At 36.4% G+C, this 12,519-nt stretch carries 12 protein-coding genes and 1 tRNA gene; 2 read left to right on the plus strand and 11 right to left on the minus strand.

Features of this window, described 5'->3' with window-relative positions; genetic code table 11:
- Positions 1-38 precede the first annotated feature (38 nt).
- The 8 genes from ZPR_RS21515 to ZPR_RS21550 form a co-directional block, all read right to left on the minus strand.
- Positions 39-521, minus strand: coding sequence for an ExbD/TolR family protein (locus ZPR_RS21515; RefSeq protein ID WP_013073903.1), 483 nt, complete (start codon positions 519-521; stop codon positions 39-41).
- A 42-nt stretch (positions 522-563) separates the two neighbouring features.
- Positions 564-1,172, minus strand: a complete 609-nt coding sequence (locus tag ZPR_RS21520) for an ExbD/TolR family protein (protein WP_013073904.1) — start codon at positions 1,170-1,172, stop codon at positions 564-566.
- 6 nt (positions 1,173-1,178) lie between these two features.
- The gene (locus ZPR_RS21525; RefSeq protein ID WP_013073905.1) at positions 1,179-1,616 is read right to left on the minus strand and encodes a membrane protein; all 438 of its coding nucleotides are present in this window, start codon (positions 1,614-1,616) and stop codon (positions 1,179-1,181) included.
- A gap of 22 nt (positions 1,617-1,638) precedes the next feature.
- On the minus strand, positions 1,639-2,439 hold the full coding sequence (locus tag ZPR_RS21530; protein WP_013073906.1) for a MotA/TolQ/ExbB proton channel family protein: 801 nt from the start codon (positions 2,437-2,439) through the stop codon (positions 1,639-1,641).
- A gap of 70 nt (positions 2,440-2,509) precedes the next feature.
- Positions 2,510-2,597: transfer RNA gene (locus ZPR_RS21535), tRNA-Ser, on the minus strand.
- A 70-nt stretch (positions 2,598-2,667) separates the two neighbouring features.
- Positions 2,668-3,696, minus strand: coding sequence for an asparaginase (locus tag ZPR_RS21540; protein WP_041579347.1), 1,029 nt, complete (start codon positions 3,694-3,696; stop codon positions 2,668-2,670).
- Positions 3,680-4,822 carry a lysophospholipid acyltransferase family protein gene (locus ZPR_RS21545; RefSeq protein WP_013073908.1) on the minus strand — a complete coding sequence of 381 codons (1,143 nt, stop codon included), beginning with the start codon at positions 4,820-4,822 and terminating at the stop codon, positions 3,680-3,682. The genes ZPR_RS21540 and ZPR_RS21545 overlap by 17 nt, the downstream gene beginning before the upstream one ends.
- A gap of 48 nt (positions 4,823-4,870) precedes the next feature.
- On the minus strand, positions 4,871-5,638 hold the full coding sequence (locus ZPR_RS21550; protein WP_013073909.1) for a TatD family hydrolase: 768 nt from the start codon (positions 5,636-5,638) through the stop codon (positions 4,871-4,873).
- Positions 5,639-5,692: 54 nt separating this feature from the next.
- Here ZPR_RS21550 and ZPR_RS21555 point away from each other — a divergent pair, with 54 nt between their 5' ends.
- Positions 5,693-6,130 carry a retropepsin-like aspartic protease gene (locus ZPR_RS21555; RefSeq protein ID WP_013073910.1) on the plus strand — a complete coding sequence of 146 codons (438 nt, stop codon included), beginning with the start codon at positions 5,693-5,695 and terminating at the stop codon, positions 6,128-6,130.
- Between the two features lie 259 nt (positions 6,131-6,389).
- Here ZPR_RS21555 and odhB read toward each other — a convergent pair whose 3' ends face one another.
- The 3 genes from odhB to ZPR_RS21570 form a co-directional block, all read right to left on the minus strand.
- Positions 6,390-7,658, minus strand: a complete 1,269-nt coding sequence (gene odhB / locus ZPR_RS21560) for a 2-oxoglutarate dehydrogenase complex dihydrolipoyllysine-residue succinyltransferase (protein ID WP_041580176.1) — start codon at positions 7,656-7,658, stop codon at positions 6,390-6,392.
- 57 nt (positions 7,659-7,715) lie between these two features.
- On the minus strand, positions 7,716-10,487 hold the full coding sequence (locus tag ZPR_RS21565) for a 2-oxoglutarate dehydrogenase E1 component (protein WP_013073913.1): 2,772 nt from the start codon (positions 10,485-10,487) through the stop codon (positions 7,716-7,718).
- A gap of 296 nt (positions 10,488-10,783) precedes the next feature.
- Positions 10,784-11,758, minus strand: coding sequence for a polyprenyl synthetase family protein (locus ZPR_RS21570; RefSeq protein ID WP_013073914.1), 975 nt, complete (start codon positions 11,756-11,758; stop codon positions 10,784-10,786).
- A gap of 136 nt (positions 11,759-11,894) precedes the next feature.
- Between ZPR_RS21570 and ZPR_RS21575 the strand changes: the two genes are divergently transcribed.
- Positions 11,895-12,509 carry a TetR/AcrR family transcriptional regulator gene (locus ZPR_RS21575; RefSeq protein ID WP_041579348.1) on the plus strand — a complete coding sequence of 205 codons (615 nt, stop codon included), beginning with the start codon at positions 11,895-11,897 and terminating at the stop codon, positions 12,507-12,509.
- Positions 12,510-12,519: the final 10 nt, after the last annotated feature.

Raw genomic sequence — 12,519 nt, forward strand, 5'->3', positions numbered from 1 at the left:
AGGATGGGATGTTTTTAAATAATTTCTAAACTACACTACTAATCGTTTGCTTTTGTAGCATCACCTTGTACGGTAGTATAGTTAATTTTAAGCGCTTCAGCTTTCCTTAGTTCTTGTTTAATATCTGAAACAAGCCCCATATTGGTTTCTTTATCCACCTTTAAAGCTGTAGTTAAATAAGGTATAAGCTCCTCTCTTTTACTATCTCTTTCAGAATAAATAAAAGATTGCACTTCGCTAACATCCGCAAACTTATCGTTCAATTGGATTCTTGCTTCAGTACCATATTTGTTTTGATATCTCTGGCTTGGTTTACCTGCGTATATATACATCACCAAATCCTTCTTATCAAGTTTTTCAACCTGATCTGCCGTTGGTAATGAATTCTGTACCATTAAGGTTGTTTCACGCATCGTTGTCGCTACCATAAAGAAAAACAGTAACATAAATACAATATCAGGTAACGACGCGGTGCTAATCGCAGGCAACTCTCCAGACTTTTTCTTTTTAAATTTAGACATAATAAATGTTCTATTAATTTATTTTAAAAAGGCTGTTAACCTCTATTTAGGCTCGGCTTCTGAAAGCTTTTGAGGAATCATATCTTTTATAGACTCGATTTTTTCCTTTAAAGATTCCTTTCTTGCGTCACCTGTTTTAGGATCGTTATACTCCGCTTCAAGTTCCACGAAAGTCGAACCATATAAACGTTTAGCTTCACGATTTCTTAATTCATTATAGGCAGCCACTAATTCGTTTTGTACTGCTATATATGTACCATATTCCGTACCTCGGTTATTTACTAAAGAAATTACCGCTTTTTGAGGATTTACCGATAAATCTGGATCTCCAGTTCCCTGGCAAAAGCTACAAGCTTCGCTTCCGCTTCCTCCGCCATTATCAAGAAAATCAAAAGCAGCCTTTCTAAGATCTTTCAGTTCCATTTCCTCTCCCTCTACCAACAAATCGTTGTTAGCATTCACAACTACTTCAAATACGTTACGCATTTTAAGTGTAGGCGGGTCAACTTCTTCTGGCTGCCATGGCGGAAGCTTTCTACTTATCCCCTTATCTGTCTCGATGGTAGTAGTTACCAGGAAGAAGATAAGAAGTAAGAAAGCGATGTCTGCCATAGATCCCGCATTTACTTCTGGTGATGATCTTCTAGCCATAGGTTCTTAACTTATTAATTTTTTAACTCCGGAAAATACCATTGCTAATATTGCCAGTGCAGCAAGAATATAGAAGCAAACTAAACCAGCTCCTACCCAATGTACTGTACCTGCAGATATAATATCTCCCTCTCTAGTGGTTACTTGTGTACCTGTTGTTACCAAATATGATACCAAAACAACTACAGCGAAAGAAACTATTCCAATTATTGTATTTTTAATGTTACCACGGAACAATCCTGCAATAACAAAGATCGCGACAAGTGCAATAACAACCGCTAGTACTAGATATGAAATCCACATCATTGGTTCCAGCACGCTGCTCTGAACATCTGCCGATGCCTCGATTGCATCGTCACCAGCAGCCAGGATTCTTCCTAAGAAGATAAGCCCTAGCACACCTATAACTAATGCAACATATTTTAAAATTTTATGTAAAGTCATAACTTTTATTAGTCAGGTCTTATTATACTCTCTTTTTGTTTTTGTAATCTACAAGCATATCGATTAAAAGAATAGAAGCATCTTCCATATCATTTACGATACTATCAATCTTAGCGATAATGTAATTGTAGAAAATCTGAAGGATAATTGCAACAATAAGTCCAAATACCGTAGTAAGAAGTGCTACTTTAATACCTCCAGCAACAAGAGACGGTTGCATATCACCGGCCGCTTCGATTCTATCAAAAGCTTCGATCATACCAATTACCGTACCCATAAACCCAAGCATAGGCGCAAGAGCGATAAATAAAGATACCCAAGAAACATTTTTTTCTAATTGTCCCATTTGCACACCACCGTAAGCAACTACTGCTTTCTCTGCAGATTCGATGCTTTCGTCAGCACGGTCAAGACCTTGATAATAGATAGAAGCTACAGGTCCTCTTGTATTTCTACATACTTCCTTAGCAGCCTCAATACCTCCGCTGTTTAAAGCTTCTTCTACGTTACGAGCTAATTTTTTCGTGTTTGTAGTGGCAAGGTTTAAATAGATAATTCTCTCAATGGCAATTGCCAAACCAAGAATAAGACATAAAAGTACGATACCCATAAATCCGGCACCACCTTCTATAAAACGTTTTTTTAATTCCTGATGAAAACCAAGTTCTTCGTCTGCATCAGCCGCCGCCGTAGCGCTTTCATCCTCCTGAACGAAAGTTGCTATCGTACCTGGCAATGTGTTTACCATGTTTGCCGCCTTAAGATTACCGGCACCTAACACCATAATCGCAGCGATTACCAAAATAGAAAATAATCTTTTCATTACTGTTTGTCTTAATTTAATTAGTTAAAGGGTTAAAGATATAAAAATAATTTTTTAATAAAAACACAAGCAGAGAGGAAGGGATTCGAACCCTCGATACGCTTTTGGCGTATACACACTTTCCAGGCGTGCGCCTTCGACCACTCGGCCACCTCTCTAGTTTAATGTTTAAAACGGTGCGCCAAATAACAAAAAAAAATGATCTCCGTCAAGTATGATTCGTTAATTTTACGACATTTCACCTCTCAACGAGGTTTCATATATAGTTTTAAAGACTTTATGTGTTAATTTTTTATCTAATAAATACATTAATTTCGCTACTGCAGCTTCGGTGGTGATATCTTTTCCAGATACAACACCTATTTTTTTCATAGCTACACTGGTTTCGTAATTTCCCATAGCGACGCTCCCACCGGCACACTGAGTAACATTTACTACCTTAAGGCCAGCGCTTATTTTTTCTTCCAACAAAGCTAAAAACCAGGCTTGTGTTGGCGCATTACCACTCCCATAAGTCTCTAAAATCAATCCTTTTAGATTTTTAAGACTTAAAATATGTGTTACTACCTCTTGGGTTATACCGGGAAACATCTTTAAAATTACAACATCTGTATTAAAACGAGAATGCAATTTTAACGGCTGTTTTCTACTTTGTTTCCAAAGACTTTTAGTATTTATAGATAAATGTACACCAGATTCTGCTAACGGAGGATAATTTAGCGAGGCAAATGCCTGAAAATGCTCCGCATTTATTTTAGTAGTCCTATTAGCCCGATATAATTTATATTCAAAATACAAACCTACTTCAGCAATCACAGGTTTCCCGTTTTTTTGTAAACCTGCAATTTGTATGCTGGTGATTAAATTTTCTTTGGCATCGGTTCTAAGGTCTCCTATAGGCAATTGGGAACCGGTAAAAATAACCGGCTTACTTAAGTTCTCAAACATAAAACTTAGTGCAGAAGCAGTATAAGACATCGTATCACTGCCATGCAATACTACAAAACCATCGTAAGTTTCATAACGCTCATAAATAATCGATGCTATTTTTCGCCACTCTTCCGGATTCATATCTGAAGAGTCTATGGGGTGCTCAAAACTAAGGGTTTCGATCTCATGCTCCAGGATATTTAATTCTGGAATATTTTGCAGGAGGTCATCAAAATTAAAGGGTTTTAAAGCACCAGTATCATAATCTTTGATCATACCAATAGTACCACCCGTATATAACAAAAGAATCTTAGTCTTCTTTATCATATAATCCTTCTCTGTTAATTACAGGATTTGCATACATTAAAAGGTAACTGTTTAGCTCGAGAGAATTTTTAAAATCCACACGGCGTTTAAGTCGTCTTTCAAAACGTCTTTTCTCCTTAAAAGTATATTTTGAGGCATAACGATCTGTATTATTTAGCAAATCATGAGCGATATAATTTGATGGCCAGAGTTTATAATTTTTATGAATCTCCTGATCTACTTTGCTGGCAATTACCTTTAGCTGCTCATTCACCGATCCAAAATCCTGACCGATTTCAGCAAACAAACTGGCATCCATTAAATCTCCGGCACTCACATGAATCCTGCCTTTAATACCTAAAATTCCCTGAATAATGGATTTAAAATCCTCATCGGGAGCTTTTACGTATTTTTCTTTCATTCTTTTCGAAAGAATTTCAGGCATTTTTAAAACATCCGTAGGATCAAACTCATACGATATCGAAATAGGCACAATCTTAAGTTTTCCAAAATAATCGGTAAGACTAAGATCGTCTTTTCCCATCCCAATCATCTTTAAAACACCTTGCTGCGTATAATCACTGCCATCTTTAGTTCTTCCTTCGCGCTGTGCCATCCATACAGAACGTTTATCTTCTAGAAGCATCTTCCTTATAAACGTTGATAATTCTATAGAACTCTTTAGCATTTCACGAGGACTCAGCTTTCTGCGCACCAGGAAATTCCTATTAAGCTTCGATAGTGCCATCAAAAAAGTTTTCTGCACTAAATTATCGCCTATCGCAGAAGCAGTCATGACGAGGTTGTGATTATACAAAGTGTAATTTAGCAAAGAAGTATCCAAAATAATATCACGGTGCGTAGATAAAAAGAAATAGGACTCCCCAGGTTTCAGTTTATCAAAACCACTATCGGTCACCCCATCGGTACTTTTCTCTATAATTTTCCCAACAGAATGATAGATTATTTTTGTTTGAAAATCGCGAATACTCTTACAGCTAAGAACAATATCCTTTATTTCTTCAGAAGTTTTTTCTGGAAACGTAAAATGAAGGAGCGCCTTCATCATTGGATGCTTGATGTAATGCTGAAGGGATTCCTGAACCTCCTTTTCGTTATAAAATCTTATCTCTTCAAAGTCTTGCACGTGTCTGGCTTATTATAGCAAATGAACAAAAAATTAACTAATTTCAGTTTAAATACCGAATATATCTTTTGAATTCTGCGTTGTGATTTTAGCAATTTCCTCTATAGGCTCGTCATAAATTTCCGCTAATTTTTCAGCAATTTTCGTAAGATAAGAGGATTCATTTCTTTTCCCTCTAAATGGCGTTGGAGCAAGATAAGGTGCATCGGTCTCTAAAACGATATGTTTTAAAGGAATTTGATCTAAAAACTTATCGATCTTGCCATTTTTAAATGTCACTACACCACCTATACCCAACTTAAGATTATAAGAGAGTGCTCTTTTAGCATCTGCTAAAGTACCTGTAAAACAGTGAAAAATCCCGAATAGATCATCGCCCTTCTCCTCTTCTAATATTTCAAAAACCTCCTCAAAAGCTTCACGGCAATGAATGACGATAGGTAATTTATATTTTTTAGCCAGCCTAATTTGATATTTAAAAGCTTCTTGCTGAATTTTAAGTGTACTCTTATCCCAGTACAAATCGATGCCAATTTCTCCTACCGCAATAAAACCTCTTTGCTGAAATTGATTTTCGATGAATTGAAGCTCTTTTTTATAATTCTCTTGTACATGTGTAGGATGCAATCCCATCATTAAGTATACATGATCCGGAAATGATTTTTCTAGATCATACATGCTCTTGGCATAAGTAGAATCGATTGCCGGAATAAAAAAGCGTTTAACCTTAGCATCTATTGCTCTTTGAATCATCTCTTCGCGATCTTCATCAAAAGATTCGCTATATAAATGTGTATGTGTATCTGTTAGTACCATATCTGCAAAAATAATTTATTTTGAAAACCTATCTTTGCTTTAAAACGGAAAAGAATGGCGAGTTTCAAGAAAATCCTGAAAGAAAAAGGATATAAAAGCATTAAATTTAAGTTTACCAAAACCAATCACCTGGAAATTAAGGCGAAAATCAACAATATTGAAGGTAATTTTATTTTGGATACCGGGGCTTCCAGTACCTGTGTAGGAATAGATAGCATATCATATTTTGATCTTTTGCCTGAAGACAGCGATATTAAAGCAGCTGGTGCAGGCGCCTCTAATATGCTCACCCAGATCTCGCAAAAAAACAGAATAGAAATCAGCGGCTGGAAAAAGAAAAAAGCAGACCTGGTTTTATTCGATCTTCGCCATGTAAACGAAGCCCTCTTGCAACACGATGCAGAGAAGGTTCACGGCATCATTGGGGCTGATATTCTAAAAAAAGGAAAGGCAATTATAGATTATAAATCGAAAAATTTATTTCTTAAATAGGGTATTTATCCCCTTTTGTATCTATTCAATTAAACATAGATTTGACCCCATCAATGTTAGATTTTATGTTTTTCCAAAAAAAGGATCATTTAAAAACGCATCCTGCAGCCTATATACTTATAGTTGCTGTGGTAGGCATTATATTTTTAAACATCCTGAATTTGGTTTATTCTTAACCCATTTTTACCCAACCAACCAAAATTTAAAAAGGGAAGCTTACGCTTCCCTTTTTTTATATGATGAACATGGAGAGAGAAATTTAAAGTTCTAAAGCTCTCTTCACATCGTTATCCATAAGTAATTCTTCCGGGTTCTCTACAGCTTCTTTTACAGCTACAAGGAAACCAACAGATTCTTTACCATCTACAATCCTATGATCATAAGAAAGGGCAACATACATCATTGGTCTGATTTCTACATGCCCGTCTATTGCCACAGGACGATCCACGATATTATGCATACCCAAAATACCACTTTGTGGAGGATTAATAATTGGGGTAGACATCATCGATCCAAAAACCCCTCCATTAGTGATAGTAAACGTACCGCCGGTCATTTCGTCCACAGTAATTTTACCGTCACGGGCTTTAAGAGCCAAACGTTTTACTTCCTCTTCTACACCTCTAAAGCTTAAGTTTTCAGCATTTCTAACTACTGGTACCATTAAGCCTTTTGGCCCGGAAACCGCAATACTAATATCTTTATAATCATATTTCACCTGGAAATCTCCATCGATCATAGAGTTAACATCAGGATACATTTCTAAAGCCCTAACCACGGCCAGTGTAAAGAAAGACATAAACCCTAAACTTACACCGTGCTTATCTTTAAACTCTTCTTTATATTTTTTTCTAAGTGCGTAAATAGCACTCATGTCTACTTCGTTAAAAGTAGTAAGCATAGCTGTCTCGCTTTTCGCAGCTACTAGACGCTCTGCAACTTTTCGTCTAAGCATCGACATTTTCTTACGAGATTCTCCTCGCTTTCCAGTTCCCGGAGTTCCCATAGAAGCTTTAGCCTGCACGGCGTCATCTTTTGTCACTCTTCCATCCTTACCGCTACCACTTACAGATTTAGGATCAATCCCTTTTTCATCTAAAATCTTTTTAGCCGCAGGAGAAGGACTTCCTTTTGCATAAGTATCATCCTGTTTTTGTGAAGGTGTCGAAGACTTTGAAGGCTCTTCGGTCTTTGCCGGTGCTTTATCACTATCCTCCTTGGATTCTTTCTTTTCCTGTTGTTCCTTCACCTCTTCTTCAGCAGATTCATCATCACCTCCACCAGGCTTCTCTGCTTCGGTATCGATTAAGCATACTACTTCACCAACAGCTACGGTGTCACCCTCTTCTGCTTTAAGCGTGATAATTCCGCTTGCCTCAGCAGGTAATTCTAAGGTAGCTTTATCACTATCGACTTCGGCAATTGCCTGATCTTTTTCAACGTAGTCCCCATCTTCTACCAACCATTCTGCGATTTCTACTTCGGTTATAGATTCACCGGGGGATGGAACTTTCATTTCTAAGGCCATGTTCTTCTTTTTTATTTTGCTTTCTGGTGGTATCCCAGAAAATTTATCCAAATTTAATTATTCTTCAGTTAATGATTTATCAAAAACACTGTCGATCACTCGCTGATGTCTTTTCTTGAAACGTACTGAACTACCAGCAGCAGGAGATCCATAGAATTTACGACTACAACATCTAAACTGCTTTGCTTCATCAATATGCATTAGCATATGCCCATACGCTCCCATATTTTTAGGTTCTTCCTGAGCCCAAACAACATCATCGGCATTTTTATATTTACTCATAATCGCCTTCATTTTCTCTACCGGAAGCGGGAATAACTGTTCCACTCTTACCAGTGCCACATCCTCACGTTCATTTTCTTCCTTATACTCTAAAAGATCGTAATAAAACTTACCGGTACAGAACACCAAAGTTTTAACTTTCTCTACATTAGCCGCAGGATCATCGATTAGCATCTGGAAAGAACCTTCAGCAAAATCTTCCTTGGTTGAAATCACTTTTGAGTGTCTTAATAAACTCTTAGGAGTAAAGATAATGAGTGGCTTCCTGAAACCAAACTTCATTTGTCTTCTTAGCAAATGAAACATGTTAGCTGGCGTCGTCACATCGGCAACAAACATATTATCTTTTGCACAAAGTTGAAGAAAACGCTCCATTCTTGCTGATGAATGTTCTGCTCCCTGGCCTTCATAGCCATGCGGCAGGAACATTACCAGTCCGTTTTGCAATTTCCACTTATCCTCTGCGGCAGAGATGTATTGATCGATCATAATCTGTGCGCCATTCACAAAATCCCCAAATTGCGCCTCCCAAATGGTTAGGGTATTTGGACTTGCCATAGCATAACCATAATCAAAGCCTACCACTCCGTATTCAGATAATGGAGAGTTATATATAAAGAAATCGCCTTCCCTTCCTTCAATATTGTTATGAAGGATAATTTCTTCTTCGCTATCTTCTACTTTTAGTACCGCATGACGGTGTGAAAACGTACCACGCTCGCTATCCTGACCACTAATTCTTATATTATAACCTTCAGCCATTAGAGTTCCATAGGCCAGATGTTCTCCCATAGACCAATCCAGCCTATTATCTTCAAAATACATTTGTTCACGTAAATTGATGATTTTCTCTATTTTACGTAAGAACTTTTTACCTTCAGGCAATTTAGAAATGGCTTTGGCAACGCGATCTAGCTCTTCCATTTTTACAGTCGTATCAACATCTTCCATCATGCGATCTTCCTGTACATTTTCGTAGCCACCCCATTCATCTTCCATAAAAGGTGTGATTCTGGTTGTGTCTTCCTTTCTGGAATCTTCTAGATCTTCTTCGAGCTTTTGCTTATAATCCTCTTCAAGTTTTTCGATGTAGGATTCATCTATCACCCCTGCTTTTATTAATTTTTCCGCATAAATATCTCTTGCATTTTTATGCTTTGCTATTGCTTTATAAAGTTTAGGCTGTGTAAATCTTGGCTCATCACCTTCATTGTGCCCGTATTTTCTATATCCTAATAGATCTATAAATACATCCCGCTTAAATTCCATTCTAAAATCTAACGCAAAAAGCACCGCATGCACAACAGCTTCTGCATCATCTGCATTTACATGAAGTACAGGAGATAGAGTTACTTTTGCAACATCGGTACAATAAGTAGAAGATCTTGCATCTAAATAATTTGTTGTAAAACCTATTTGATTATTTACAACGATATGAATAGTACCGGCATTCTCGTAACCATCTAACTTAGCCATTTGTACAACTTCGTATACAACACCCTGCGCAGCAACAGCAGCATCACCATGCACCAGGATTGGCAAAACTTTAGAGGGATCGCCGCTATATCTTCGATCTCTTTTAGCTCTGGCAATACCTTCTACTACCGGACCTACCGTTTCTAAATGAGAAGGGTTTGGCGCAATATTGATATTGATTTCCTTTCCGCTTTGGGTTTGGCGACAAGAAGTCCAACCCAAATGGTATTTTACATCACCATCAAAAATATCCTGTTCGTAATCCTTACCATCAAATTCGCTAAAGATATCTTTCGCAGATTTACCAAAGATATTTGTAAGTGTATTCAAACGACCACGGTGAGCCATACCCATTACAAAATCCTTAACGCCTTTTTCAGCAGCACCTTCAATCAAGGCATCTAATGCCGGAATTAAAGTCTCGCCTCCTTCTAAAGAGAATCGCTTTTGACCAACATATTTTCTATGTAAAAAACCTTCAAAAGAGACCGCTTCATTAAGCTTTCTAAGGATTTGTTTTTTCCTTTCCGAATCAAAATCCGGATGGTTTTCATTTACATTCAGTTTTTTCTGAATCCAATCAATTTCTTCAGGCTTTCGAATAAACATATACTCTACTCCAATAGCATCGCAATATATATTCTCCAGGTGCTGAATAATTTCTTTTAGTTTTTTGGGTCCAATACCTAAAATATCACCCGCACTAAAAGTAGTATCTAAATCCTCCTCACTTAAACCAAAATTCTCAATGTCAAGTCTTGGTTCGTAATGTCTTCTCTCCCTTACCGGGTTTGTTTTGGTAAATAAATGTCCGCGAGTACGATAACCATCAATAAGCCTTATAACCTGAAACTCCTTGTAAACATGCTCAGGCATTTCGCCTTCCTCAATCGATACAGGAGCTGATCCTAAAGTTTCTGATGAAACATCATTTTGCTCCATACCAAAATCAAAGCCCTGAAAAAAAGCTCTCCAACTGGGCTCTACACTATCAGGATATTGTAAATATTGATCGTATAATTCAGCAAAATATGCAGTATGCGCGGCATTTAGAAATGAAAATCTGTCCATAAGTGGAAACTAATGTTTCTATAAAGTGTAAAACACAGCAAAAATACAATTTTTACAAAAAACTGCTTGCAGCATTCAATAGTTTTATTTTATACATTAAAATAAATTTAACATAGTGATAAGGCCTCTTGAGCACCAAATCGCATAATCCATTACGAATATGATAATTTAAATTGGAAAGAGAATTAGAAAGAGATTAAAATTTAAATAAAACCAGATAATATAAGATCGTTTTAACTTTAGCAGCTTTTATTTTTAAAATCATCTAAAGATTACGAAATAATAAGCTTTGATATTTAAACTGTACGTTTCATTAACATGTTGCCAAAATCACGCAACGGCTTTTTCTTCTCTTCAGCGATAGAAATGTTTTCTAAAACATCAAAAGCCATAATGGTATATTTTTCGATCTCTTCTTTTGTTAATTTTGCAGCACCGCTTTTTTGAAAAATAGATTTTACGGTTTCGATCTTTCCAGAATTATCTTCGGGGCTTATAGAGTATAAATATTCTAACTGCCTGGCATCATCTTCAGCAGACACCTCTAGTGATTTTAGATATAAAAAGGTTTTCTTATTTTCGATAATATCACCCCCTACCTGTTTCCCAAAAGTTTTTGGATCACCAAAGGCATCCAAAAAGTCGTCCTGAAGCTGAAAAGCGATCCCTAAAAGCCTTCCAAATTGATAAATAGCTTTTTTACATTCTTCATCTACCTCAGCTACAATGGCGCCCATTTGTAAAGAAGCCCCTACCAGTACAGCGGTTTTATATTCGATCATCTTAAGGTAATCGTCTATACTTACATCATCCCTGGTTTCAAAATCTATATCGTATTGCTGCCCTTCACAAACTTCTATGGCTGTCTTGGTAAAAAGCTGTGCTAATTCTTTAAACGTATCTCCTTCATAATTCTCAAAAAGCTGGTAGGCATTTATAAGCATAGCATCCCCAGAAAGTATACCGGTATTCACATCCCATTTTTCGTGAACGGTTGCCTTCCCTCTTCGCAAAGGAGCATCGTCCATGATATCATCGTGAACCAGGGAAAAATTATGAAAAATCTCTATCGCCAGAGAAGCATCTAAGGCTTTTTTATAATCTTTATCAAAAATTTCTGTTGCCATTAAAACGAGTACGGGCCTTAATCTCTTTCCTCCCAACCCAAGAATATAAACCATTGGTTCATAAAGATTAGCAGGTTCTTTAATTGTGATTTTTTCCTTAAGATACTTTAAAAAAACCTCCCTATACTCTGAAATAGCCAGCATTAAAATAATTTTTCTGCTAAAATACCATAATTGGAATAATTTCAAATTTAATACGATTATTAAATATAACATAAACCATGGAAACTTTATTTGTTTTAAAAGTTTCCAGGATATACATTTGCAAAAATTTTAATGATTGAAAGAAACGATTTTACATATGGCAACCGAGATGTTTTTAGAATATGGTTTTAAAAGCGTCACTATGGATGATATTGCAGAAAAACTAGGCATCTCTAAAAAAACTATTTATGCCAACTACGCTACAAAAACCCTTTTAGTACAGGATGTAGCATTTAATATTTTAGAAACCATTCAAAAAAGTATTGCTGAAATAAAGAAGAAAGACCTTAATGCTATTGAGGAATTATTTGAGGTTAAAAAACAGATAAGGATATTTCTAAAAGATGAAAAAACATCTCCACAATTTCAACTCGAAAAATATTACCCTAAGATTTTTGCTAATGTAACCCGCAAAAAATCTGACCTTGTTTCCTGCAGCATAGAAGAAAATGTAACAAGAGGGATAAATGAAGGACTATTCCGTAAAGAAATTGATGTGAAATTTATTGCGAAACTCTATCATGAAGGGACTAACGCGATTAGAGACACCAGTATTTTTCCCGCAGAAAATTACAGCAAAGCAGATTTGTTTCAACTGTATATAGAATATCACGTGAGGGGAATTGCCACCAAAAAAGGATTAGAAATTTTAGAAGACCTATTAAATAACAATGAGACATCTACCCATTAAAAATTTACTA

It is taken from the genome of Zunongwangia profunda SM-A87 (assembly GCF_000023465.1).
Taxonomy (GTDB): Bacteria; Bacteroidota; Bacteroidia; order Flavobacteriales; family Flavobacteriaceae; genus Zunongwangia; species Zunongwangia profunda.

What these genes read in the sequence shown, in the direction of transcription:
- ZPR_RS21515 (WP_013073903.1), bottom strand. Translation starts at nt 521, where the DNA reads ATGTCTAAATTTAAAAAGAAAAAGTCTGGAGAGTTGCCTGCGATTAGC.
- ZPR_RS21520 (WP_013073904.1), bottom strand. Translation starts at nt 1,172, where the DNA reads ATGGCTAGAAGATCATCACCAGAAGTAAATGCGGGATCTATGGCAGAC.
- ZPR_RS21525 (WP_013073905.1), bottom strand. Translation starts at nt 1,616, where the DNA reads ATGACTTTACATAAAATTTTAAAATATGTTGCATTAGTTATAGGTGTG.
- ZPR_RS21530 (WP_013073906.1), bottom strand. Translation starts at nt 2,439, where the DNA reads ATGAAAAGATTATTTTCTATTTTGGTAATCGCTGCGATTATGGTGTTA.
- ZPR_RS21540 (WP_041579347.1), bottom strand. Translation starts at nt 3,696, where the DNA reads ATGATAAAGAAGACTAAGATTCTTTTGTTATATACGGGTGGTACTATT.
- ZPR_RS21550 (WP_013073909.1), bottom strand. Translation starts at nt 5,638, where the DNA reads ATGGTACTAACAGATACACATACACATTTATATAGCGAATCTTTTGAT.
- ZPR_RS21555 (WP_013073910.1), top strand. Translation starts at nt 5,693, where the DNA reads ATGGCGAGTTTCAAGAAAATCCTGAAAGAAAAAGGATATAAAAGCATT.
- odhB (WP_041580176.1), bottom strand. Translation starts at nt 7,658, where the DNA reads ATGGCCTTAGAAATGAAAGTTCCATCCCCCGGTGAATCTATAACCGAA.
- ZPR_RS21565 (WP_013073913.1), bottom strand. Translation starts at nt 10,487, where the DNA reads ATGGACAGATTTTCATTTCTAAATGCCGCGCATACTGCATATTTTGCT.
- ZPR_RS21570 (WP_013073914.1), bottom strand. Translation starts at nt 11,758, where the DNA reads ATGCTGGCTATTTCAGAGTATAGGGAGGTTTTTTTAAAGTATCTTAAG.